Raw genomic sequence first — 23521 nt, 5'->3', positions numbered from 1 at the left:
GCAGCTGGGGAGAACTGCCCTCGGGCTGTGGGTGGTGTGTGCAGAACTTTCTGTTCTCCACAGAAACGGTCGGTTGTCCACCGCCGTCACCCACAGGGCCAGTGGATAAAATCTGGGCTCTGACCTGGGCAAACGTGGTTATCCACGGTATCCACAGGCCCTACTACTACTCCCGACTAGAGAGAGCGGGAAATCCGTTTCGAAGTGGGGCCTGTGCACAACTCGCCGTCTCGAGCCCGGCTGCCCCTCGGAGCGACTTGACCCCGACAGGCACCTACTGTCAGTGCGGTGCGTCAGACTGGTCCCCGGTGTCCTTCCCGTCCCAGTGGGCGGCGACACCGAGTCGGAGGACTCAGAGGCAACAGCGCAGGAGGCGGCTTACGGTGAAGATCCGGGTGGAACGCGACGTACTCGCGGAGGCAGTGGCGTGGGCGGCACGCAGCCTCCCGGCCCGTCCGCCGGCGCCTGTGCTCGCCGGTCTCCTGCTGAAGGCCGAGGACGGCCAGCTGAGCCTGTCCAGCTTCGACTACGAGGTCTCGGCGCGTGTGTCCGTCGAGGCGGAGGTCGAGGAGGAGGGCACGGTCCTCGTCTCCGGCCGCCTGCTCGCCGACATCTCCCGCGCCCTCCCCAACCGTCCGGTGGAGATTTCCACAGACGGTGTACGGGCGACGGTGGTCTGCGGCTCCTCCCGGTTCACACTCCACACACTGCCTGTGGAGGAGTACCCGGCGCTGCCCCAGATGCCGAACGCGACCGGCACGGTCCCCGGCGAGGTCTTCGCCTCCGCCGTCCAGCAGGTCGCCATCGCCGCCGGCCGCGACGACACGCTGCCCGTCCTCACCGGTGTGCGCATCGAGATCGAGGGCGACACCGTCACGCTGGCCTCCACCGACCGCTACCGCTTCGCGGTCCGCGAGTTCCTGTGGAAGCCGGAGAACCCGGACGTCTCCGCGGTCGCTCTGGTGCCCGCCAAGACGCTCCAGGACACCGCCAAGGCGCTGACCAGCGGCGACAGCGTCATCCTGGCGCTGTCCGGCTCGGGTGCGGGCGAGGGCCTGATCGGTTTCGAGGGCGCCGGGCGGCGGACGACCACGCGTCTGCTGGAGGGCGACCTCCCGAAGTACCGCACGCTGTTCCCGACCGAGTTCAACTCCGTCGCCGTGATCGAGACCGCCCCCTTCGTGGAGGCCGTCAAGCGTGTGGCCCTGGTCGCCGAGCGGAACACCCCGGTGCGGCTGAGCTTCGAGCAGGGCGTGCTCATCCTGGAGGCCGGCTCCAGCGACGACGCACAGGCTGTGGAAAGGGTCGACGCCCAGCTGGAGGGCGACGACATCTCGATCGCCTTCAACCCGACCTTCCTGCTGGACGGGCTGAGCGCGATCGACTCCCCGGTGGCCCAGCTGTCGTTCACGACGTCCACCAAGCCCGCGCTGCTCAGCGGCAAGCCGGCGGTGGACGCCGAGGCGGACGAGGCCTACAAGTACCTGATCATGCCGGTGCGGCTGAGCGGCTGAGCGGGACCTCCGGCAAAGCCCCAGGTGAGGGCATACGAATGAGCGCGTATGCCCACAGCTGTGCGTGAGCGTCCGGGTTTAGGCTCGGACACGGGTACGACAGTGCCTCACACGCCACACAGCGACCTAAGGAACACAACTGATGGAGCTCGGTCTCGTCGGCCTCGGCAAGATGGGCGGCAACATGCGCGAGCGGATCCGCCGCGCGGGCCACACCGTCGTCGGATACGACCGCAACGCTGACCTCGCGGACGTCCACAGCCTGGAAGAGCTTGTGGGCAAGCTTTCCGGCCCGCGCGTGGTCTGGGTGATGGTCCCGGCCGGCGAGCCCACCCAGTCCACGATCGACGAGCTCGCCGAGCTCCTGGAGCCCGGCGACGTGGTCGTGGACGGCGGCAACTCGCGCTGGACGGACGACGAGCGGCACGCCGAGGAGCTGGCCGCCAAGGGCATCGGCTTCGTGGACTGCGGTGTCTCCGGCGGCGTCTGGGGCCTGGAGAACGGGTACGCGCTGATGTACGGCGGCGACGCCGAGCACGTCGCCAAGGTGCGGCCGGTCTTCGACGCGCTCAAGCCGGCGGGCGACCTCGGCGCCGTGCACGCCGGCAAGGTCGGGGCGGGCCACTTCGCGAAGATGGTCCACAACGGCATCGAGTACGCGATGATGCAGGCCTACGCCGAGGGCTGGGAGCTGCTGGAGAAGGTCGACTCCGTGGAGAACGTCCGCGAGGTCTTCCGTTCCTGGCAGGAGGGCACGGTCATCCGTTCCTGGCTGCTCGACCTCGCGGTCAACGCCCTGGACGAGGACGAGCACCTGGAGCAGCTGCGGGGTTATGCACAGGACTCCGGCGAGGGCCGTTGGACCGTGGAAGCCGCCATAGACAACGCGGTGCCGCTGCCGGCGATCACCGCGTCGCTGTTCGCGCGGTTCGCCTCGCGCCAGGAGGACTCCCCGCAGATGAAGATGATCGCCGCGCTGCGCAACCAGTTCGGGGGCCACGCGGTCGAGAAGAAGCCGTAGGGCGGACTCGGCGAAGCCCGAGGAAGCCCGAAGCGGTCGGCAGAAGTTGTCCACAGGATCGCCCCGCGATCCACAAGCCTGGGGGAGGTCGGCGAACGACCATGCACGTCACGCATCTGTCGCTGGCCGACTTCCGCTCGTACGCCCGGGTCGAGGTCCCGCTGGACCCGGGCGTCACGGCCTTCGTCGGCCCGAACGGGCAGGGCAAGACGAACCTCGTCGAGGCGATCGGCTACCTCGCCACCCTCGGCAGCCACCGGGTCGCCTCGGACGCGCCCCTGGTGCGCATGGGCGCAGATCGCGCGATCATCCGTGCCCAGGTCCGGCAGGGCGAGCGGCAGCAACTGGTCGAGCTGGAGCTGAACCCGGGCCGGGCCAACCGTGCCCGGATCAACCGGTCCTCGCAGGTCAGGCCGCGGGACGTGCTGGGGATCGTACGGACGGTGCTGTTCGCGCCGGAGGACCTGGCCCTGGTCAAGGGTGATCCCGGGGAGCGGCGCCGCTTCCTGGACGAGATGGTCACCGCGCGTTCTCCGCGTATGGCCGGCGTGCGTTCCGACTACGAGCGGGTGCTCAAGCAGCGCAACACGCTGCTGAAGTCGGCGGCGCTGGCCCGGCGGCACGGCGGCCGTTCCATGGACCTGTCCACGCTGGACGTGTGGGACCAGCATCTGGCGCGTGCGGGCGCCGAGTTGCTCGCGCAGCGCATCGACCTGATCGCCGCGGTGCAGCCGCTGGCCGACAAGGCGTACGAGCAGCTCGCTCCCGGCGGCGGTCCGGTCGCCCTGGAGTACAAGCCGTCGGCGCCGGGTGAGGCGCACACGCGCGAGGATCTGTACGCCCAGCTGATGGCGGCCCTGGCGGACGCCCGCAAGCAGGAGATCGAGCGGGGCGTGACCCTCGTGGGCCCGCACCGGGACGATCTGGTGCTCAAGCTCGGTCAGCTGCCCGCCAAGGGGTACGCGTCGCACGGCGAGTCCTGGTCCTATGCGCTGGCGCTGCGCCTGGCGTCGTACGACCTGCTGCGCGCGGAGGGCAACGAGCCGGTGCTGATCCTGGACGACGTATTCGCCGAGCTGGACGCCCGGCGCCGTGAGCGGCTGGCGGAGCTGGTGGCTCCCGGCGAGCAGGTGCTGGTGACGGCCGCGGTCGACGACGACGTGCCGCATGTGCTGGCGGGTGTCCGGTATGCCGTGTCCGAGGGGGCGGTGGAGCGAGTATGAGCACCGAGGGCTCCGGCTCCGACAGGACTCCCGGGCCGGACAGGACTCTTGGGTCCGACGCGGCTTCCGGCTCCGGCACGAGCTCCGGTAAGGCGCCCGAGCCGTCGGGGGTGGATCTCGCGCGGGTGGCGCTGCGTGCCGCGAAGGAGCAGGCACGCGCGCGTGGGGACGCGGCGCAGCAGAAGAAGCAGGCGCGGCGGGGCGGTCTGCGTTCCGGTGCGCGGGCGGACGGCCGTGATCCGATGGCGCTCGGCGCGGCGATCAACCGGCTGATCACCGAGCGGGGCTGGGAGGCTCCGGCCGCGGTGGGCGGTGTGATGGGCCGCTGGCCGCAGATCGTGGGCGAGGACGTGGCCAAGCACTGCGTTCCGGAGAAGTACGACGAGGACGAGCGGGTGCTGGTCGTGCGCTGTGACTCGACGGCGTGGGCGACGAATCTGCGGCTGCTGGCGCCGACTCTGGTCGCGCGGCTCAACGAGGATCTCGGGCACGGTGCGGTTCGGATGATCAAGGTGTTGGGGCCCGGTGGTCCCGTCCGTCGCTATGGCCCGTTGCGGGCTCCGGGCAGCATGGGCCCCGGTGACACCTACGGGTGACTGATCTCACATAAGAACGTCACGGGGGCCTGCCGCGGGGGCGTCCCGGCGGTTCGGTATGCAACCGCACGCTCTTGCGAATCCCGACCTGACCCTTGAGTAGCGAAGGGTTGACATCCCGAAGCGCTGAGTGCCGCTGTGAGCCGCTTGGAGCCCCCTTCCGTATATCGGGACCCGGCGGAGACCGGTTGAGGGCGGCACATGAGGACTCAGGTACCGGCAAACCCCCATCACTGTCGGCGCTACCGGTAGACTGGAAGACAATCCCGCCCCCAACGTGGGGACCGTCCGGGAAAAGCTGAGCAACGCTGATCAGGGCTTACCAACGCAACATGCCGCAGCCGCTCCGGCAACCCGCCGACGAGCCCGGCTCGTGCTGTGCCAGAAAGGGCGCTTCGTGGCCGATTCCGGCAACCCCAACGAGAACATCCCGTCCACCGACGCGGGCGCGAACGGACCGGCGACCTCCTCGAACGGGGAGGTCACGGCCTCGTACGACGCCAGCGCCATCACCGTCCTCGAGGGCCTGGACGCGGTCCGCAAGCGGCCCGGTATGTACATCGGTTCCACCGGCGAGCGCGGTCTGCACCACCTGGTGCAGGAGGTCGTCGACAACTCCGTCGACGAGGCACTGGCCGGCCACGCGGACACCATCGACGTGACGATCCTCGCCGACGGGGGCGTGCGGGTCGTCGACAACGGCCGCGGCATCCCGGTGGGCATCGTCCCCTCCGAGGGGAAGCCGGCCGTCGAGGTCGTGCTGACCGTGCTGCACGCGGGCGGCAAGTTCGGCGGCGGCGGCTACGCGGTCTCCGGTGGTCTGCACGGCGTCGGTGTCTCCGTCGTCAACGCCCTGTCGACCAAGGTCTCCGTCGAGATCAGGACCGACGGCCACCGCTGGACGCAGGAGTACAAGCTGGGCGTCCCGACGGCCCCGCTGGCCAAGCACGAGGCGACGGAGGAGACCGGCACCTCGGTCACCTTCTGGGCGGACCCGGACATCTTCGAGACCACCGAGTACTCCTTCGAGACGCTCTCGCGGCGCTTCCAGGAGATGGCGTTCCTCAACAAGGGTTTGACCATCAAACTCACTGATGAGCGCGAGTCGGCGAAGGCCGTGACCGGTGCCGACGAGGCGGGCGCCGACGAGAAGGACGAGGTCAAGTCGGTCACGTACCACTACGAGGGCGGCATCGTCGACTTCGTGAAGTACCTCAACTCCCGCAAGGGAGACCTGGTGCACCCGTCGGTCATCGACCTGGAGGCCGAGGACAAGGACAAGAGCCTGTCCCTCGAGGTCGCGTTGCAGTGGAACAGCGGCTACAGCGAGGGCGTCTACTCGTTCGCCAACATCATCCACACCCACGAGGGCGGCACGCACGAAGAGGGCTTCCGTGCGGCGCTGACCTCGCTGATCAACAAGTACGCGCGTGACAAGAAGCTGCTGCGCGAGAAGGACGACAACCTCACGGGTGACGACATCCGCGAGGGTCTGACCGCGATCATCTCGGTGAAGCTGAGCGAGCCGCAGTTCGAGGGCCAGACCAAGACCAAGCTGGGCAACACGGAGGCCAAGACCTTCGTGCAGCGGGCGGTCTACGAGCACCTCAACGACTGGCTGGACCGCAACCCGGTCGAGGCCGCGGACATCGTCCGCAAGGGCATCCAGGCGGCCACCGCGCGCGTGGCGGCCCGCAAGGCCCGCGACCTGACCCGCCGCAAGGGCCTGCTGGAGTCGGCGTCCCTGCCGGGCAAGCTCTCCGACTGCCAGTCGAACGACCCGACCAAGTGCGAGATCTTCATCGTCGAGGGTGACTCCGCCGGCGGCTCGGCCAAGTCCGGCCGGAACCCGGAGTACCAGGCGATCCTCCCGATCCGCGGCAAGATCCTCAACGTGGAGAAGGCCAGGATCGACAAGATCCTCCAGAACCAGGAGATCCAGGCGCTGATCTCCGCGTTCGGCACGGGTGTGCACGAGGACTTCGACATCGAGCGGCTCCGCTACCACAAGATCATTCTGATGGCGGACGCCGACGTCGACGGCCAGCACATCAGCACCCTGCTGCTGACCTTCCTGTTCCGCTTCATGCGGCCGCTGGTCGAGGCCGGGCACGTGTACCTCTCCCGTCCCCCGCTGTACAAGATCAAGTGGGGCCGGGACGACATCGAGTACGCCTACTCGGACCGCGAGCGTGACGCGCTGATCGAGATGGGCCGGCAGCGCGGCAAGCGCATCCGCGAGGACTCGATCCAGCGCTTCAAGGGTCTCGGTGAGATGAACGCCGAGGAGCTGCGCGTGACCACGATGGACCAGGAGCACCGGGTCCTCGGCCAGGTCACCCTCGACGACGCCGCCCAGGCCGACGACCTGTTCTCGGTCCTGATGGGCGAGGACGTGGAGGCCCGTCGCCAGTTCATCCAGCGCAACGCCAAGGACGTCCGCTTCCTCGACATCTGAGTCGGTCTCAGCTGACCGCACAGGGAAGGATCTTCACCAGCAATGGCCGACGAGAACACTCCTGACACCCCCGAAGAGGGCGGCGAAGTCGCGATGCGCGTCGAGCCCGTCGGGCTCGAGACGGAGATGCAGCGCTCGTACCTGGACTACGCGATGTCCGTCATCGTGTCCCGTGCGCTGCCCGACGTCCGGGACGGTCTCAAGCCCGTCCACCGCCGCGTCCTGTACGCCATGTACGACGGCGGCTACCGCCCCGACCGCGGCTTCTACAAGTGCGCCCGTGTCGTCGGCGACGTCATGGGCAACTACCACCCGCACGGCGACTCCTCGATCTACGACGCTCTGGTGCGCCTCGCCCAGCCGTGGTCGATGCGGATGCCGCTGGTGGACTCCAACGGCAACTTCGGCTCCCCGGGCAACGACCCGGCGGCGGCGATGCGCTACACCGAGTGCAAGCTGGCGCCGCTGTCGATGGAGATGGTCCGTGACATCGACGAGGAGACCGTCGACTTCACGGACAACTACGACGGCCGCTCCCAGGAGCCGACCGTTCTGCCGGCCCGCTTCCCGAACCTGCTGATCAACGGTTCGGCCGGTATCGCGGTCGGTATGGCGACCAACATCCCGCCGCACAACCTGCGCGAGGTCGCGGCGGGCGCCCAGTGGTACCTGGAGAACCCGGAGGCCTCGCACGAGGAGCTCCTGGACGCGCTCATCGAGCGCATCAAGGGCCCGGACTTCCCGACCGGCGCGCTCGTCGTCGGCCGCAAGGGCATCGAGGAGGCCTACCGCACGGGCCGAGGCTCGATCACCATGCGCGCGGTCGTCGAGGTCGAGGAGATCCAGAACCGGCAGTGCCTGGTGGTCACGGAGCTGCCGTACCAGGTGAACCCGGACAACCTGGCGCAGAAGATCGCCGACCTGGTGAAGGACGGCAAGATCGGCGGCATCGCCGACGTGCGCGACGAGACCTCGTCCCGCACGGGCCAGCGCCTGGTCATCGTGCTGAAGCGCGACGGGGTCGCCAAGGTCGTCCTGAACAACCTCTACAAGCACACCGACCTCCAGACGAACTTCGGCGCCAACATGCTGGCGCTGGTCGACGGTGTGCCGCGCACGCTGTCGCTGGACGCGTTCATCCGCCACTGGGTGACGCACCAGATCGAGGTCGTCGTCCGCCGGACCCGCTTCCGGCTGCGCAAGGCGGAAGAGCGCGCGCACATCCTGCGCGGTCTGCTGAAGGCCCTGGACGCCATCGACGAGGTCATCGCGCTGATCCGGCGCAGTGAGACCGTCGAGATCGCGCGCGGTGGCCTGATGCAGCTCCTGGAGATCGACGAGATCCAGGCCAACGCCATCCTCGAGATGCAGCTGCGCCGCCTGGCCGCCCTGGAGCGGCAGAAGATCGTCCAGGAGCACGACGAACTCCAGGCGAAGATCAACGAGTACAACGAGATCCTGGCCTCGCCGGTCCGCCAGCGCGGCATCGTCAGCGAGGAGCTCGCCGCGATCGTCGAGAAGTACGGCGACGACCGCAAGACGATGCTGGTGCCCTACGACGGTGACATGTCCATCGAGGACCTGATCGCCGAGGAGGACATCGTCGTCACCGTCTCGCGCGGCGGCTACGTCAAGCGCACCAAGACGGACGACTACCGGGCGCAGAAGCGCGGCGGCAAGGGCGTGCGCGGCACGAAGCTGAAGGAAGACGACATCGTCGACCACTTCTTCGTCTCGACCACGCACCACTGGCTGCTGTTCTTCACCAACAAGGGCCGGGTGTACCGGGCGAAGGCGTACGAGCTCCCCGACGCCGGCCGGGACGCGCGCGGGCAGCACGTGGCCAACCTGCTGGCCTTCCAGCCGGACGAGGCGATCGCCGAGATCCTCGCGATCCGGGACTACGAGGCGGCGCCGTACCTGGTGCTGGCCACCAAGGCCGGTCTGGTCAAGAAGACGCCTCTGAAGGATTACGATTCGCCCCGTTCCGGCGGCGTCATCGCGATCAATCTGCGGGAGCGCGAGGACGGTTCCGACGACGAACTGATCGGAGCCGAACTCGTCTCGGCCGATGACGATCTGCTGTTGATCAGCAAGAAGGCGCAGTCGATCCGGTTCACCGCCTCGGATGACACCCTGCGACCGATGGGCCGTGCCACCTCGGGTGTCAAGGGCATGAGTTTCCGCGAGGGCGACGAGCTGCTCTCGATGAATGTTGTTCGACCCGGTACGTTCGTGTTCACTGCCACAGACGGCGGGTACGCGAAGCGCACCCGCGTCGACGAGTACCGCGTCCAGGGTCGCGGTGGCCTCGGTATCAAGGCCGCCAAGATCGTGGAGGACCGCGGATCGCTCGTGGGTGCGCTGGTGGTGGAGGAACTCGACGAGATCCTCGCCATCACCCTCTCCGGCGGTGTGATTCGTACGCGAGTCAACGAGGTCAGGGAGACGGGCCGTGACACCATGGGCGTCCAACTGATCAACCTGGGCAAGCGCGATGCCGTGGTCGGTATCGCACGTAACGCCGAGGCGGGACGCGAGGCGGAGGAGGTCGACGGCGACGTGGCCGTCGACGAGACCGCCGAGGGTGCCGCGACCACCGGCACGGACGAGGGTGAGGCGCCCTCGGACGAGTAGCACGAGGAGTGAGATCGTGAGCGGAGCCACGGGCGCCGGGTCGGCCGGTACCTCCACGGGTACGGAAACGGGCGGCGGCGGCCGTGGCTCCGCCGCGAGCGCCGCGCAGACGGATCCGCACACGACCAACCTGAAGCCGGTCAAGCCGGCCGCGGCGGACTCGCCCTCGCCCGACTCGCAGGGATCCCAGGGGGGAAGTGTGGGGAACGCCCGCGGCCGTGAGGACCGGCCGGCGCCCGAGGCGGCCTCGCCGCTGCCCGGGGAGCGCAAGCCGCAGCAGCCCTCCGGCCCCTACCACCCGCCGCAGGCCTACCCGGCGCAGGCTGCCGGGGCGGCCGCCGTGCGCCGGCCGCGCACCGGATCCGGGGCGCGCACCGTGCCCCGCACGCGCAAGGCGCGGCTGCGGGTGGCCAAGGCCGACCCGTGGTCGGTGATGAAGGTCAGTTTCCTGCTCTCGATCGCGATCGGCATCTGCACGGTCGTCGCGTCCGCGGTGCTGTGGATGGTCCTGGACGCGATGGGCGTCTTCTCGACGGTCGGCGGCCAGATCTCGGAGGCCACGGGCTCCACCGAGTCCAACGGCTTCGACCTCCAGGCCTTCCTCTCGCTGCCGCACGTCCTGACGTTCGCCACGATCATCGCGGTCATCGACGTCGTCCTGGCCACGGCCCTCGCCACGCTCGGCGCGTTCATCTACAACATCTCCGCGGGCTTCGTGGGCGGCATCGAGCTGACCCTCGCCGAGGACGAGTGAAGGTCCCCCGACAACCGATTTTGGGACTGCCCCCCTGGTGCGCTAATCTTCAGGAGTCAGCGCGCGGGAGACACACCGCAAAGCGCGGCGGGGCTATAGCTCAGTTGGTTAGAGCGCATCCCTGATAAGGATGAGGCCACAGGTTCAAATCCTGTTAGCCCCACCACCACGAAGACCCCCGACCGGTCACGGTTGGGGGTCTTCGACGTCTATGGCCGCCTCGGCTGTGGAAATCGCTGTCCGATTGTCGGAACACGGTGGTAGAGAGTCGTTGTGACAACGACACTTGCGTTCCCCGTTCTGTTGCGACTGATCGACGAACGGTCGAGCGCCTTCCGCGCCGCGGTCGCCTCGGCGCCCAGCCTCGACGTGCAGGTGCCGACCTGCCCGGAGTGGACGCTGTTCGATCTGGCGCAGCACATCGGCGAGGGGCGCCGCGACTGGGCCGCCACCGTCGCCGCAGGGCCTGCTCCGGCCAAGTCCGCGGCGGAGGGCGCCCCGGCGGTGCCCCGGGAGCGTGAGGCCCTGTCGGCCTGGTTGGCCGCGTCGACGCAGGAGTTGCTGGACGCACTGCGGGAGGCCGGCCCGGATCGCGGTTGCTGGACGTGGTGGGGTGCGTCCCAGTCGCCGCAGACCTGTGGCGCCGTCGCCCGGCACCAGCTCCAGCAGATGGCGGTGCACACCTACGACGCCCAGGTCACTGTGGGTGCCCCGGAGCCGCTGCCGGATGAGGTGGCGCTCGACGGTGTCGAGGAGTTCCTGTTCACCTGCGTCGCCACGACGGGTGCCTGGCCGCACAAGCCCACCGCCTTCGACTTCCACGCCACCGGGGGCCACTCCTGGCGCCTCACGGTCGACGGCGACGGCGCACGCTCCACCCGTGTCCCCGCGCCCGGCACGACGCCTGTCGCGGCTGCGGACGAGGGCCCGGACGCGGCTGGCGTCTCCGTTCGCGGTACGGCCAGTGAGCTGGTCCTCTTCGTGTACGACCGTATCCCGGCGGACTCCCTTCGGCTCGAGGGAGACGCAGGTCTGTTCGACCTGCTCCGCGCGTGGGAGCCGGAGGAGTAGGACGGGTCCGTCGGCAAGGCGGGCACCTGTGCCGAGCAGTACGACGAGACCCCCGACCGGTTCTGCCGGTCGGGGGTCTCTCTGTGCGGGTGGCTGTACGCAAACCGCCGTTGTGTCGTGTTACGTCGCTGGTGTACTGCCCTGGCCGTCAGGTCTGAAGGGGGGCCTTGTGCTCGGGGGAGGGAGACGCTTCCTGGTCGGCGACGGGCCGGCGGCGGCAGCCGGGCGACTTGCCGTGGGCCTCGGCTTGGATGCGCTGCTTCATCGTGGGGGGCAGGGACGCGGCGGCCAACCGGGACAGGAGGGGCGGCAGCGGAGCCGAGACCTGGACGGTCTCGCTGCACGGTTCCTCGGTCCGGGTCTGCGGTGCGGCCGCGGCGGTGGTCGCCGTGACGAGGCCGAGCGCTGTGAACAGCGCCAGGAATGCGGTGACGATGGCGGTCCACAGCTTCATGACCTTGCTCTGGGTCATGGCCCCTCACTTTCGGGTCGGGCGATTTGCGTACTTTCCTCATGATGTGTATGAGGGCCGCGAAGTGGTGGACCGACGCCCGTGGCGCGGCGATGTTCTGATGAACACCACTCGTATGGGCGTAAAGGACAAGAATTGTTCTCACACAGGCGGAAGTTGACGGCCTGATGTAGGTCACCGATCGATATCGGTCGGTGTGTATAGTCGGGCGCCAGAGGTCCCCTACGTCAAGGAAAGACGAGGTCGCGCGGTGAAGAAGCTTCTCCTGGTCGCACTGGCCGCCATCGGCGGGCTCCTCGTGTACCGCCAGATCCAGGCGGATCGCGCCGAGCAGGATCTGTGGACGGAGGCGACTGACTCCGTGCCCACGGGTTCGTGAGTACCGGAAAAACCGGAATCTGAGCAAGCCCCGACCGCCCTCGCGGTCGGGGTTTCGTGTTGCAGGATGGGCGACGGTCCGGTACGAGCGCGAGGGGGCGGGGCGGCATGGGGGCGGAGCGTTGGCGTACGGGGTGGTGGCGTACGACGTTGTGGCGTACGGCCGTACGGTTCGCCGTCGCCGGAGCGCTGACGGGCGCGGCGGTCGCCCTGCCGGGCGGCATCGCGGCCGCCGACGGCACCACGGCCGGGACATCGGGCGGCTACGCCTTCGCACCGCAGGCGCGGACCGTGACGGGCACGGCCGGCACGGCGGACGCCGAACGCCTCGAGCCCGGCGAGACCTACCGCAGCTCCCTCGGGAAGAACGCCGAGGTCTACTACCGCCTCGCACTGAAGGACCGGGCGACCGCCTACGTCGCCGTCACCGCCGTCCCCCCGCCCGGCGCCAAGGTCGCCGCCACCGACGGCATCCGCGTCTCGCTCCAGGACGCCAACGGCACCACCTGCTCCAACGACAGCGCCAGTTTCGGCGGCGGCCTGAGCCCGCACCCCGTCACCGCGCTGGGGACGCGTGAGGCGGGCAGGGCCCTGTGCCAGGGGGTGGGCACGTTCTACCTGGCCGTCTCACGCGTCGACGCGACCGGCTCCGGGTCCGGTGGCGCCTCCTCGGCCCAGGACTGGGGCCTGGAGATCGCCCCGGTCACCGAACCGCCCCGGGCCGGGGCCACCGGCACCGCGGCACCCGAAGCCTGGAACTCCACCACCCCCGAACCCCTCACCGGCGACCCCCGGACCCGAACCGGCGGCGCGGGCTTCGCCGGGGCACCGGCACTGGTCCAGGGCGTCTGGAACACCCGCATCCGGCCCGGCCGGACCGTCTTCTACAGGGTCCCGGTCGACTGGGGCCAGCAGCTGTACGCCACCGCCGAACTCGGCAGCTCCGCGGGCGACGGCGGCTATGTGACCGGCGCCCTCGACCTGGCCCTGTACAACCCCGCCCGGGGTGAGGTCACCGACGACTCCCGTGGCTACAGCGGCCGGCAGACGACGGTCGCCCTCGCCCCCCTGCCGCCCGTCGAATACGCCAACCGGTACGCCCCGGGCGGCCAGGTCAGCGCCATGCGCTTCGCCGGCGCCTACTACCTCGCAGTCCACCTCAGCGGGCAGGTCGCCGACACCTTCGGCGACAGGGCGTTCGGGCTGACACTGCGCGTCCGCGTCCAGGGCACGCCGCACGCGGGTCCGGGGTACACCGGGAAGTCCGCCCCCGCGAACCTCTTCGAGATCACCGAAGGCGACCGCGAGGCCGCGGCCACGGGCGCGGCTCCCGGCCAGGCCCCCGGCGGCGGCACCGCCATGAAGGCCCTCGCCGCCGGCGGGATCGGCACCGGGACCGTCCTGATCCTGGGGCTCGGCATGTGGACCCTGACGGTACGCCGCAGGGCCGCGGCCACCGAGGCTCAGACGCGGGCCAGCGCCCAGAACCCGACCGCGTAGCAGGCCAGCGCGAGCAGCAGCACCGGGACGACGACCTTGGGCGGAGGCCCGGGGCGGCGCCGACGGGGCGCGGCGTGGGCGGCATGCGTGGCCTGGGCGGCGTGTGTGGGGCGGGGGATCTGTGCGGTGTATGGGGCGGTCGGGGTGTGGGGGTGCGGGGGCGTGTAGGGGTGCGGGGGCGTCGCGACCGCGTACGACGGCGGGTGAGAGGGAGCCTGCGGGGCGTGCGCGGGGCTTTGGCTCTGCGTCGTAGGCGTAGGCGTAGGCGTGGGCGTCGGCGGCTGCTGCGGCGGCGGGAGGCGGAAGCTGCCGGTGTCCGAAGGGGATCGGCCCGTATCAGTACGCGAGCCGGTGCCGGTGCCGGTGCCGGTGCCGGTGCCCGTGCCGGTAGCCGTCCCTGCGTCTTCGTACGGCCCCCGCGCCCCCTCGTCCGCTTCCGCACCGGCCGCCGCGGGCGTGGCTTTCAAAGGCCCCTCAGGGCCGAACCCGGGCGGCAGCGGGCCGACTTGGTCGAAGATCTCGATCAGTTCCTCGTCGGGGCCGGGCTCCGGCAGGAGTTCGACGGCGGCGGCGAGGGCCTTGCGCGCTCCCGTGGCGGTGCGGAAGCGGGCCTGTGGGTCCGGTTGCAGCAGGGAGGCCACGACCTGCCACAGCGGCTCGGGAACGCCTTTGGGCGCGCCGGGTGTGCCGTGTTCCATGAAGTACTGGACGAGCGCCTTGGCGTCGGGCTTGGCGCCCTGGAGCAGGTACAGCGCGACCAGGCCGACCGCGAACAGATCGGCGGGGAAGTCGGGTTCGGCGCCCAGCATCTGCTCGGGCGCGAGGTAACCGGGCGTTCCCACCACGAGGTTGGTCTCCGTCAGGCGCGGCTCGCCCAGCCGCATCGCGATGCCGAAGTCGGACAGCCGCAGCCGGGGCCGTGCGGTACCGGTGGCTTCCAGCAGGATGTTGGCGGGCTTGATGTCCCGGTGGACGACTCCCTCGGCGTGCACGGCGGCGAGGCCGGCCAGCAGCTGGTCGAGGAGCGTGCAGACGAAACCGGGAGGCAGGGGACCGTAGTCCCCGACCAGGTGTACCAGGGAACCACCGACGACCAGGTCCATGGTGAACAGGACTTTGTCGTCGTCGGCGGCCCAGCTCGCCGGAGCGAGCACGTGCGGGTGGTCTATCCGCAGGGCCTGCTCACGTACGAAGCGCAGGAGGGAGTGGGCGTCGCGCTGCTGGAGCACCTTGGCGGCGACGTAGCGGCGACGGCGGTGGTCCCAGGCGCGCCAGACGGCGCCGACCCCGCCGCGTCCGATCGGATCGGCCAGTTCGTACCGCCCGGCGAAGACCTCACCCATGGCTGTCCGTCGCTCCTCCCCCTGCGGCCCCCGTGTTGCTCTCCCGTCACTTGCTTTCCCCCGTGACGAGCTTCCCCCGTGATGAGAGCTACGACCCCTCCCCGGGCCGCGGACTCAGCTCTGGTGCGACTGGTAGTGCGCGACCGCGTCCGAGGTGCGGCCGGCGCCGTAGACGCGCAGGAACTCCGCCAGCTCCGGATGGCTCGGGGCGAGGGTGTCCGCGGCCTCGATGATGTCCCCGGCGGCGGCCACCGAGCGCAGCAGCGACTGGATCTCGCGGACCACCCGTTTGACCGTGGGCGCCCCCGAGCTGCTCGTCGTCTGCGTGGTGTTGTTGAGCACCGATCCCCCCTGCGACTTCTTGATCTCGTCCATGCGCTCGGTCGCCTCGGCCGCGCTGACGCTGCCGTCCGCGACCTGCCCCGCCAGGTCCTGCAGCAGCTGCACCCGCTGCACGACCGCCGGATTGCCGATCTTCGCGCGCTGACCGCTCATCAGCTGCGACAGCATCGGCGCGGACAGTCCGAGGACCGCCGCGAGGCGGGCCTGGTTGAGACCGAGATCTTCGATGAGCTTACGGAAGAGCGCCCCCAACGGCTCCCCGTACCAGTTCCGCTGAAGCTCCCGCGCTCTTGCGGTGGCTTCCTGTTGTGCGGCGTCCATTGCGTCTCCCCATCGCTTCCCCTGAACGTGGGTTCGCTGTAGCGAACCACGTCCGAGCATCTTACGGAGAGTGGTCATCCTGGGGGACCCCCAATCTTTTTGCGGGATACCCGGGGTGACCCGGTACTCTGGTCTGCGACGGCCGCCGGTACCGAGATCGTTCCGGCCGGGCGTCGCCTGCTCCGGGGCCTTAGCTCAGTTGGTAGAGCGCTGTCTTTGCATGGCAGATGTCAGGGGTTCGACTCCCCTAGGCTCCACATAAAACCCCTCTCACCTGCGCGGACGCGGTGAGAGGGGTTTCTGTTTCGCCCTGCGGGCCCGCAGGGCGCGAGGGGCGTCCGCAAGGACGGTCAGCGCTCCGTCAGCTGCACGTCAGCGGCTGCCGCGACTGTTGTTGGCATGACGTCCATCGTGGCGGTCTCCAGCTGCCTTCCCGAGACCATTCCGATCGCCCGGTTCCAGCGCGAGCTGCGGCTGACGGATGTCCAGCTGAGGCGTTACCAGCGCTTCTACGGACTGTCCGAGGTCTGCCGTGACGCGCACGCCACCGAGACCGACCTGCTGCTGCGGGCGGCGGCCAAGCTCGCGGAGCTGCGCGGGCGGGAGCACCGGGTGAAGTACGTGCTCCAGGCGCGGACCATGCCCTCGCCGCTGCCCTATCCGCTGACCTCGCTGCGGCCGGTCCAGGAGGAGCTCGGGCTGCGGCACGCGGCCGGGTTCGTCGTGTCGCAGCACGCCTGTGCGTCCGGTCTGCTGGCCGTGGACATGGCAGGCACACTGCTCGCCGCCGACCCGGACCCGGACGCGCTCGCGCTGGTACTGGCCGGGGAGAAGGCCTGCACGGGGCTGACCCAGTCCATCCCGGACGTCACCGTGATGGGGGAGGGCACCGTCGCGCTCCTGGTCAGCGCGGACCGCACCGGGCCGGACCGGATGCTGGGCTACGCCGCCCGGACGCACACCCGGTTCGGCGACGAGTTCATCATGGGCGAGAAGGCGGCCAAGGACTTCCAGGACCTGTACGGGCCGGGGCTGTGCGAGGTGATCGACGCGGCGCTCGACGAGGCGGGCTGCTCGCTGGACGAGCTGGCGCTGGTGCTGCCGCACAACGTCAACCGCCTGTCGTGGATCGGTGTGTGCAAAGCACTGGGGCTTCCCCTGGAGCGCGTCTTCCTGGACCTGGTGCCGTACACCGGCCACTGCTTCTGCGCCGATCCCTTCATCAATCTGCAGAAGGCCGGGGAGCTGGGCCGGCTGCGCCCCGGCGACCGCTATCTGATGACCAGCGTCGGGCTCGGGGCGACCTTCGCGGCGATGGTCCTGGAGCACTGAGCGCCCGCGCCGCGCCGACCGCCCGATCCCGCCCCCTTTGCCTGCGCCCGCCGCACCCGAGAAAAGACGAGGTCGACATGCAACCACCGCCCTCCGGCTTCACCGACCGCCTCAAGCGGGCCGTGACCGGGTCCGGCGACACGCCCCTGGTGTTCCTGGGCAACTTCGAGGTCGAGAACCAGTGGGCGCTCGGTGAACCGGCGCTGCCGCGCGTCGCCGCGCACGCGGGCAACGCCGTCGTCAACCGCATGGACGAGTTCGCGCTGCTGCTGGGCGGCAAGGACGACCACGTCGTGCTCAAGACCGCGCTCGACGACGGCTACCGCGCCTATCTGGAGGGCCTCGGCCTTTCCCTGCCCACCGTGCACGTGGTGGCGGACCAGGATCCGCAGCGGACGGTCACCGAGGACGCCCTCGCCGACCCGGCGCTGCTGGCCGCCCTCTCCCGGCTGGCCGGGGACGGCGCCGGGCTGACCGCGCACGGCATCTCCACCGTGGAGGAGGAGCTGGCGGCCCGTACCGGGCTGCGGCTCGCCGCGCCGGCGGCCGCGTGCTGCAAGCGCGTCAACAGCAAGGTCTACAGCCGGCGTCTCGCCGACGAGCTCGGCATCCGGCAGGCCCGCGGCTGGGCCTGCGAGACGCTGGAGGAGCTTTCGGCGGCGGTCGCCGCGGCCGGTGAACTGCTCGACGCGGGCACGCGGGTCGTCGTCAAGGACGCCTTCGGGGTGTCCGGCAAGGGCATCGTCGTCCTGGACTCGGCCAAGAGGCTCCAGAGGCTGCACCGGATGGCCGTCACGGCGGCCGAGCGGGCGGCGGCCGCCGGGGGCGGCAGGCCGCGTACCGCCCTGGTGATCGAGGAGTGGGTGGCCAAGCGGGCCGACCTCAACTACCAGTTCACGGTGGGCCGGGACGGCCGGGTGAGGTTCGACTTCGTCAAGGAGCTGCTCACCGAGGGCGGGGTGCACAAGGGGCACCGCATGCCGGCCCGGCTGAGCGAGCGGCAGGTCGCCGAGATCACCGGTGTCGCGCACCGGCTGGGCGAGCGCCTGGCGGCCGACGGCTACTTCGGTGTGGTCGGCGTCGACGCCATGGTCGACCCCGACGAGGGGCTGTACCCGATCGTGGAGATCAACGCCCGCAACAACATGTCGACGTACCAGGCCGTCGTCCACGAGCGGCTGGCCGGGCCCGAAGAGGTGGCCGTCGCCAGGCACTTCACCGTACGGCCGCGTCGGCCGCTGCCCTTCGCCGAGCTGCGCGAGGTGCTCGGCGAGCTGCTGCTCACCGAGCGCGGGGCGGAGCCGCGGGGCCTGTTCGTGAACAACTACGCCACGGTGAACGCCGCGGCCGCCACCGCCGGTGAGGACGGGTTCGAGGGCCGGCTGTACGGGGTGCTGGTCGCCGCCTGCGACGAGCAGGTCGCCGCGCTCGACGCCGACATCGCCCGCCGACTGGCCGCACACACGGAACGGAGCTGAACGTGAGTGTCGCATTCGAGGTGCAGGGGCTCGGCGTCACCGAGCTGGCCGAGGAGTTCGGCACCCCGCTGTACCTGTACGACGGTGAGGAGATCACCACCCGTTTCCGCGGGCTGCGCGAAGCGCTGCACCCCGCGCTGGAGGTCTTCTACTCTCTCAAGGCCAACCCCAACGTCTCCCTGTGCGCCCTGCTGCACCGCTCGGGCGCGCGTGCCGAGGTGTCCTCGCTCACCGAGCTGGTGACGGCGCGCCGGGCGGGTGTGGCGCCGGCCGACATCATCTTCCTCGGGCCCGGCAAGAGCCGTGCGGAGCTGGCCGCCTGCCTGGACGAGGACGTCCACGCGATCGTCTGCGAGAACCTCGACGAGCTCCCCCTCATCGACGAGCTGGCGCGGGAACGCGGGGTGACGGCGCGGGTGGCGCTGCGCGTCAACCCGGCGTTCTCCGTGAAGGGTTCGGGGCTGACGATGGGCGGCAAGCCCCGCCAGTTCGGGATCGACGAGGAGCAGCTGCTGGCCGCGGGGCCGCAGCTGGCGGCCCGGTACGGCGCGATCCGCCTGATGGGCGTGCAGGTGTACATGGGGACCCGGATCCTGGCCGCAGGGACGGTCGTGGAGAACTCCCGGCGGATCCTCGAACTGGCCGAACGGCTGGCCGAGCGGCTGGACTTCACGCTGGAGACGGTCGACATCGGCGGCGGTCTGGGCATCGCCTACTTCGACAACGAGAAGGACCTCGACGTCGCGGAGCTGGCCGAGGGCCTCAACCCGCTCATCGACGCGTTCACCGCCCGTCGCCCGGGCGTGCGGATGATCATGGAGTTGGGCCGCTTCCTGGTCGCCGCGTCCGGCACCTATGTGACGCGGGTCCGTTACACCAAGACGTCGATGGGCGAGAACTTCGCCGTCACCGACGGCGGCACCAACCACCACATGGCGGCCGTCGGCATCGGCTCCTACGTGAAGCGGAACTTTCCGATGGCCGCCCTGGAGCGGCTGGACGAGCCCGCGACCGGGGCGTGGAACATCACCGGGCCGCTGTGCACCCCGAACGACGTGATCGGCAAGAAGGTGCCGATGCCCGAGCTGCGGCCGGGCGAGCTGGTGGGTGTGCACCGCTCCGGCGCCTACGGGCCGACGGCCTCGCCGGTGCACTTCCTCAGCCACGGCTATCCGGCGGAGGTGCTCGTCCTGGACGGACGGGCGCGGCTGATCCGGGAGCGCGACGACGTCGAGGCGATGCTCGGCCGGCAGCGGCTGTACGACGACCCGACGAACCAGCACTGAACCCACTTTCCCAAGGAGATCCGCGTGACCGAGAACACCGCAGTCGTGGACGCCACCGAGCGCGCACGGTACGTCGACGCCGTCCGCAAGGCCCTCACCGAGGTCCTGAACAAGGACGTCTCCGAGGCCGCCGAGAGCGTGCGGCTCTTCGACGAACTGGGCCTGGACTCCAGCAGCGCGCTGGAGCTGCTGATCACCGTCGAGGAGATCCTCGACGTGCAGTTCGACGCCGACGACCTGGAGATGACGCACTTCGAGACGGTGGGCTCGCTCGCCGACTTCGTGGCGGCGGAAGCGAGCGCCTGACCGTGTTCCGCACGACAGCGCCCGTACGCGTCCCGGCCGGCGCGGCAGGGCAGGCGCCGGCGGGCGTGCCCCGGGTGGTGCGGGCGGCCCGGTACGCGCCGACGGGGCCGGGAGCCGGGTACCGGCCCGACGCGGAGCTGGAGGCGTTCTTCCGGGACCTCGGCGCCCCGTACGGGGCGCGTTTCGCGGCCGAGCGCTACGCCGCCGAGCCGCGCCGCACGTCGGTGGAGCTCGCGTACGGCGCGCTCGACGCGCTGGGCCCGCTGTCCGGGCAGGACGCGCCCCAGCTGGCCGTGGTCGCCTACGCGACCCCGGACATCGACCACGCGGAGCTGGTCGCGTCCTGTGTGAAGCGGCGGCTGCCGGGCGAGCCGCTCGCGTTCGGCGTGTCCGACCAGGGTGTGCTCGGCCCGTTCAGCGCGCTGCGCGTGGCCGTCGAGTACGCCCGGCGCTGCGGCTTCCACCGTCTGCTGCTGCTGACGCTGGACCAGCGGACGCAGCCCTTCGACGTGCCGCGCGAGGAGCAGGACGAGGTCCGCGCGGACGTCGCCGTGGCGCTGCTGCTGCACTGGGGCGGCGGCGCGGGCGCGGTGGCGGGCATGGCGCACGGGCAGCCGTCGCCGCGGCTGTTCGACGACTGGGACCGGGCGGTGGCGACGGTGACGGGGACCGGCCTGACCGGCGACGGCCCCCGGCTTCCGGCGCACACCGGGCCCCGCGCGGTGGCGGAGCCGGGGCAGCCGTGCACCGGCCCGTGGGCGGCCCTGACAGACACCGCGGGCCCGGCCGGCCGGGTCGTCGTGGCCGACTACGACCGTGCGCGGGACCAGCTGGCCCTGTGCACGCTGGACCTGGGGGAGAGGGGGGCCGATGACGATTCCGGCCGAGCTGCGTGAACACTGCCATCAGGCGCGGGACAACGCCCGCACCGACGGTCTCGTACCGGCGCTGACGCTGCTGATGCGGGCGCTGTCCCCCAAGGCCCCGCCCCGCGGTCCCCGCGGCCATGCCGTCCTGCCCAGGGAGCTGTTGGAGGAGTTCGCGGCGATGGAGGCCGACGGGGACGGCGCGGCCGAGGAGGCGCCGGCCCGCGCCGGGCGGGGTGACGGGGCCGCGGGCGCCGGGCTGCCCGGCCTCGCCGTGCTGGCCCCCGACGCCCGCGCGGCCGCGTACGAACAGCCGCCGGCCCCTGCCGGCCCCTCCCCCGCCGCCCCGGTGTGGAACACGGCGCTGGCCTGGCTGCGGCTGGGCATGTCCGAGCAGCTGCGGGAGGTCTGCCTGGCCCATCTCGCGGGCCGGCAGGTGGACGGCAGTCCCCTGCTGATGCAGCAGATGGTGAAGGGGGCGCTGGCCGACGTACTGATCGAGCACCTGGAGATCGAGGGCGTCCTGGACGAGCTGATGGCCGGCGCCCTGGACGAGGTGGCCGTGGCGCGGCTCCAGGAGCAGATCACCCGGGCGGACCGTGCCCTGCTGAGGCTGCTCGGTGCCCATGGCTTCACCCTGGAGGGCCCGGGCGCGGCCGCGTACGCCTCCGAGGTGCTCGCCGACGTCTACGGCGGGGAGGGCGTGTGAACGGGCTGCCCGCCGGGCTCGCCACCACGCACGCGTACGTCCGCCGCTGGGCCGGCGATCTGCGGGCGGGCGCCCTGGAGCTGGACCGGGACCCGGACGCCGTCCATTCCTTCCTGGACCTGCCGGCCATCCGGTTCCTGGCCGGGCACGAGACGCCGCCCGGCTGGGAGCGCACCGGTCCGGAGGCCGGCGCGGGGCCCGCGCACGGACTTGCGACGCTGGAGCGGGTCCTGGTGAGCGAGGAGCTCGCCCGCGGCGACGCCGGGATGATGCTGGCCTCGCCCGGCGCCTCGATGTGCGGTGTGCTGCTCGGGGTGCTGGGCAGTCAGGCGCAGCGCGACTGGGTGTACGGGCGGCTCGCCGAGCGTCCCCGCTGGACGTGCTTCGCCCTGACCGAGCCCGAACGCGGCTCCGCCATCGGGGAGATGACGGCCACGCTCACTCCGGTCGGCGACGGCTCCTATGTCCTCGACGGTGAGAAGCGGTACATCGGCAACGCGGCTCGCGCCGATGTCGGCGCGGTGTTCGCGCGGGTGGCCGGCACCGAACGGCTCGGGGTGCTGGCCGTGCTGGTCGACACCGCCGACCCCGGCTTCAAGGCGGAGCCGCTGCCGACGCTGGGCCTGCGCGGCGCGCAGCTGACCCGGATCACCCTGGAGGGGGTCCGGGTGCCGGCCGAGCGGGTGCTCGGCGCCCATCTGCCGCCCACCCGGCGGGGCATGTGGAGCATCGTCGCCGTCTTCGACCGGCTGCGGCCGAGCGTCGCCGCCATCGCGCTGGGCATCGCCCGCGCCGCCCACGAGTACGTCGCCGAGCACCGGCGGTCGCTGCGCGGGGCGGAGCGGGAGACCTACGAGGAGCTCGGGCGGCGCATCGACGCCGCGCGGACGCTGACGTACCGGGCGGCGCGGGCGGTGGACCGGGGGCGGGGCGGGGGGTACCTGGCGTCGGCGGCGAAGGCCCGCGCGTGCGAGGTGGCGGAGGACGTGACGCTCGGGGCGCTGCGCCTCTTCGGTCCCGGCGCCCGGCTCGACCATCCGCTGCTGGACAAGTACGCCCGGGACGCGCGGGGTGTGGAGTTCATGGAGGGAACGCGGAACATCCAGAAACTCGCTCTCTTCCAGGGGCTGCACACCGGGAAAGTGGGGCGGGGCTGAGGATGCCGGTTCGCGGGGGCGACGCGGCCGAGGTGGAGGTCTGGATGATTCCGCTCACCTGCGGGGATCCGGAGGGGTATCCGGCCTCCTACGAGGACGTACTGGACGACGGTGAGCGGGCGCGGGCCGCTCTCGGCCGGGAACCGGGGATGCGACGCCGGTTCGTGACCGCGCACGCCGCCGCCCGGTTCATCCTCGGCGACCGGCTGCGCTGCCCGCCGGGGGCGGTCCGCTTCACCCGCGGCCCCTGGGGCAAGCCGGAGGTTCCGGTGCCCGGGGCGCCGCACTTCAGTTTGTCGCACTCCGGTGAGCTGGCCCTTCTCGCGCTGGCGTCACGGCCGGTCGGCGTGGACGTGGAGCACTTGCGCTCCACGCTGGACGTGCGGCGGCTGGCCCGTCGTTTCTTCCCGCGGGGGGAACGGGAGTGGGTGGAGCGTGACGGCCCGGAGGCCTTCGGTGCGCTGTGGACGCGCAAGGAGGCGTGTGTGAAGGCGGCGGGCGGCCGGCTCGCCGAGGGCATGGCCCTGCCCGTGGCCCACCGCACCCGCCAGGCCCGGGTGCGCGGCGGCCCGGGCGGTCTCACCGGGCCCTGGCGGGTCGCCGACGTGCCGCTTTCCGGCGGGTACGCGGGAGCGGTCGCACTGCTCGGCGACACTCCCTTTTCCCTGTCGATGCGAGTGTGGTATCAAATTCCGCCTACACCGAGAACGATGCGGACCGGCCGGGGTGTCAAGTAGAGAAAACTCCCCCTCGAACC

Annotated in this window: 21 protein-coding genes and 2 tRNA genes; 20 read left to right on the top strand and 3 right to left on the bottom strand. The window is 70.9% G+C overall.

Going from position 1 to position 23521, the window contains the following annotated elements; translation table 11 throughout:
- Positions 1 to 383: 383 nt before the first annotated feature.
- The 9 genes from dnaN to ACFY01_RS30225 all read left to right on the top strand — a co-directional run bounded on the left by dnaN (position 384) and on the right by ACFY01_RS30225 (position 11274).
- Positions 384 to 1514 (top strand): DNA polymerase III subunit beta, encoded by a 1131-nt coding sequence (gene dnaN / locus ACFY01_RS30265; protein ID WP_390738937.1) that lies wholly within the window; start codon positions 384 to 386, stop codon positions 1512 to 1514.
- Positions 1515 to 1656: 142 nt separating this feature from the next.
- Positions 1657 to 2535, top strand: coding sequence for a phosphogluconate dehydrogenase (NAD(+)-dependent, decarboxylating) (gnd, locus tag ACFY01_RS30260; protein WP_390738936.1), 879 nt, complete (start codon positions 1657 to 1659; stop codon positions 2533 to 2535).
- Positions 2536 to 2636: 101 nt separating this feature from the next.
- Entirely contained in the window at positions 2637 to 3758 is a 1122-nt protein-coding gene (recF, locus tag ACFY01_RS30255) for a DNA replication/repair protein RecF (RefSeq protein ID WP_390738935.1), read from the top strand.
- On the top strand, positions 3755 to 4354 hold the full coding sequence (locus ACFY01_RS30250; RefSeq protein WP_390738934.1) for a DUF721 domain-containing protein: 600 nt from the start codon (positions 3755 to 3757) through the stop codon (positions 4352 to 4354). The genes recF and ACFY01_RS30250 overlap by 4 nt, the downstream gene beginning before the upstream one ends.
- A gap of 397 nt (positions 4355 to 4751) precedes the next feature.
- Positions 4752 to 6812: a DNA topoisomerase (ATP-hydrolyzing) subunit B gene (gene gyrB, locus ACFY01_RS30245; RefSeq protein ID WP_390738933.1), complete on the top strand. Its 2061-nt coding sequence runs from the start codon at positions 4752 to 4754 to the stop codon at positions 6810 to 6812.
- Between the two features lie 42 nt (positions 6813 to 6854).
- Positions 6855 to 9449, top strand: coding sequence for a DNA gyrase subunit A (gene gyrA, locus ACFY01_RS30240; RefSeq protein ID WP_390738932.1), 2595 nt, complete (start codon positions 6855 to 6857; stop codon positions 9447 to 9449).
- A gap of 16 nt (positions 9450 to 9465) precedes the next feature.
- Positions 9466 to 10203 (top strand): DUF3566 domain-containing protein, encoded by a 738-nt coding sequence (locus ACFY01_RS30235; protein ID WP_390738931.1) that lies wholly within the window; start codon positions 9466 to 9468, stop codon positions 10201 to 10203.
- 89 nt (positions 10204 to 10292) lie between these two features.
- Positions 10293 to 10369: transfer RNA gene (locus tag ACFY01_RS30230), tRNA-Ile, on the top strand.
- Between the two features lie 107 nt (positions 10370 to 10476).
- Complete coding sequence (locus ACFY01_RS30225) at positions 10477 to 11274, top strand: maleylpyruvate isomerase family mycothiol-dependent enzyme (protein WP_390738930.1); 798 nt, start codon at positions 10477 to 10479, stop codon at positions 11272 to 11274.
- 148 nt (positions 11275 to 11422) lie between these two features.
- Here ACFY01_RS30225 and ACFY01_RS30220 read toward each other — a convergent pair whose 3' ends face one another.
- On the bottom strand, positions 11423 to 11746 hold the full coding sequence (locus ACFY01_RS30220; protein WP_390738929.1) for a DUF6344 domain-containing protein: 324 nt from the start codon (positions 11744 to 11746) through the stop codon (positions 11423 to 11425).
- Positions 11747 to 11996: 250 nt separating this feature from the next.
- On the opposite strand from ACFY01_RS30220, the gene ACFY01_RS30215 reads away from it, so the two are divergent.
- Positions 11997 to 12125, top strand: a complete 129-nt coding sequence (locus tag ACFY01_RS30215; protein WP_003999697.1) for a DLW-39 family protein — start codon at positions 11997 to 11999, stop codon at positions 12123 to 12125.
- Positions 12126 to 12232: 107 nt separating this feature from the next.
- On the top strand, positions 12233 to 13624 hold the full coding sequence (locus tag ACFY01_RS30210) for a hypothetical protein (protein ID WP_390738928.1): 1392 nt from the start codon (positions 12233 to 12235) through the stop codon (positions 13622 to 13624).
- Here the strand turns inward: ACFY01_RS30210 and ACFY01_RS30205 are convergent.
- Together ACFY01_RS30205 and ACFY01_RS30200 are read right to left on the bottom strand one after the other, a co-directional pair.
- Positions 13588 to 14967 carry a serine/threonine-protein kinase gene (locus tag ACFY01_RS30205; RefSeq protein ID WP_390738927.1) on the bottom strand — a complete coding sequence of 460 codons (1380 nt, stop codon included), beginning with the start codon at positions 14965 to 14967 and terminating at the stop codon, positions 13588 to 13590. The genes ACFY01_RS30210 and ACFY01_RS30205 overlap by 37 nt on opposite strands.
- A gap of 114 nt (positions 14968 to 15081) precedes the next feature.
- Entirely contained in the window at positions 15082 to 15630 is a 549-nt protein-coding gene (locus ACFY01_RS30200) for a helix-turn-helix domain-containing protein (protein WP_390738926.1), read from the bottom strand.
- 184 nt (positions 15631 to 15814) lie between these two features.
- On the opposite strand from ACFY01_RS30200, the gene ACFY01_RS30195 reads away from it, so the two are divergent.
- The 9 genes from ACFY01_RS30195 to ACFY01_RS30155 all read left to right on the top strand — a co-directional run bounded on the left by ACFY01_RS30195 (position 15815) and on the right by ACFY01_RS30155 (position 23501).
- Positions 15815 to 15887 (top strand) — tRNA-Ala (locus ACFY01_RS30195).
- Between the two features lie 142 nt (positions 15888 to 16029).
- Positions 16030 to 16962: a 3-oxoacyl-[acyl-carrier-protein] synthase III C-terminal domain-containing protein gene (locus ACFY01_RS30190; RefSeq protein WP_390738925.1), complete on the top strand. Its 933-nt coding sequence runs from the start codon at positions 16030 to 16032 to the stop codon at positions 16960 to 16962.
- Positions 16963 to 17039: 77 nt separating this feature from the next.
- Positions 17040 to 18440 (top strand): ATP-grasp domain-containing protein, encoded by a 1401-nt coding sequence (locus ACFY01_RS30185; protein ID WP_390738924.1) that lies wholly within the window; start codon positions 17040 to 17042, stop codon positions 18438 to 18440.
- Positions 18441 to 18442: 2 nt separating this feature from the next.
- The gene (locus ACFY01_RS30180) at positions 18443 to 19726 is read left to right on the top strand and encodes a type III PLP-dependent enzyme (RefSeq protein WP_390738923.1); all 1284 of its coding nucleotides are present in this window, start codon (positions 18443 to 18445) and stop codon (positions 19724 to 19726) included.
- Between the two features lie 24 nt (positions 19727 to 19750).
- Positions 19751 to 20032, top strand: coding sequence for an acyl carrier protein (locus ACFY01_RS30175; protein WP_390738922.1), 282 nt, complete (start codon positions 19751 to 19753; stop codon positions 20030 to 20032).
- Between the two features lie 2 nt (positions 20033 to 20034).
- The gene (locus ACFY01_RS30170; RefSeq protein ID WP_390738921.1) at positions 20035 to 20928 is read left to right on the top strand and encodes a hypothetical protein; all 894 of its coding nucleotides are present in this window, start codon (positions 20035 to 20037) and stop codon (positions 20926 to 20928) included.
- Positions 20903 to 21607: a hypothetical protein gene (locus ACFY01_RS30165; protein ID WP_390738920.1), complete on the top strand. Its 705-nt coding sequence runs from the start codon at positions 20903 to 20905 to the stop codon at positions 21605 to 21607. Before ACFY01_RS30170 ends, ACFY01_RS30165 begins: the two co-directional genes overlap by 26 nt.
- Complete coding sequence (locus ACFY01_RS30160) at positions 21604 to 22764, top strand: acyl-CoA dehydrogenase family protein (protein WP_390738919.1); 1161 nt, start codon at positions 21604 to 21606, stop codon at positions 22762 to 22764. The genes ACFY01_RS30165 and ACFY01_RS30160 overlap by 4 nt, the downstream gene beginning before the upstream one ends.
- A 2-nt stretch (positions 22765 to 22766) precedes the next feature.
- Positions 22767 to 23501, top strand: coding sequence for a 4'-phosphopantetheinyl transferase family protein (locus tag ACFY01_RS30155; protein ID WP_390738918.1), 735 nt, complete (start codon positions 22767 to 22769; stop codon positions 23499 to 23501).
- Positions 23502 to 23521: the final 20 nt, after the last annotated feature.

This window comes from Streptomyces sp. NPDC001480 (genome assembly GCF_042894725.1).
Lineage (GTDB): Bacteria > Actinomycetota > Actinomycetes > Streptomycetales > Streptomycetaceae > Streptomyces.
Note: the sequence above shows the minus strand (reverse complement) of the source record. Positions and strands in the feature narration are given on the sequence as shown.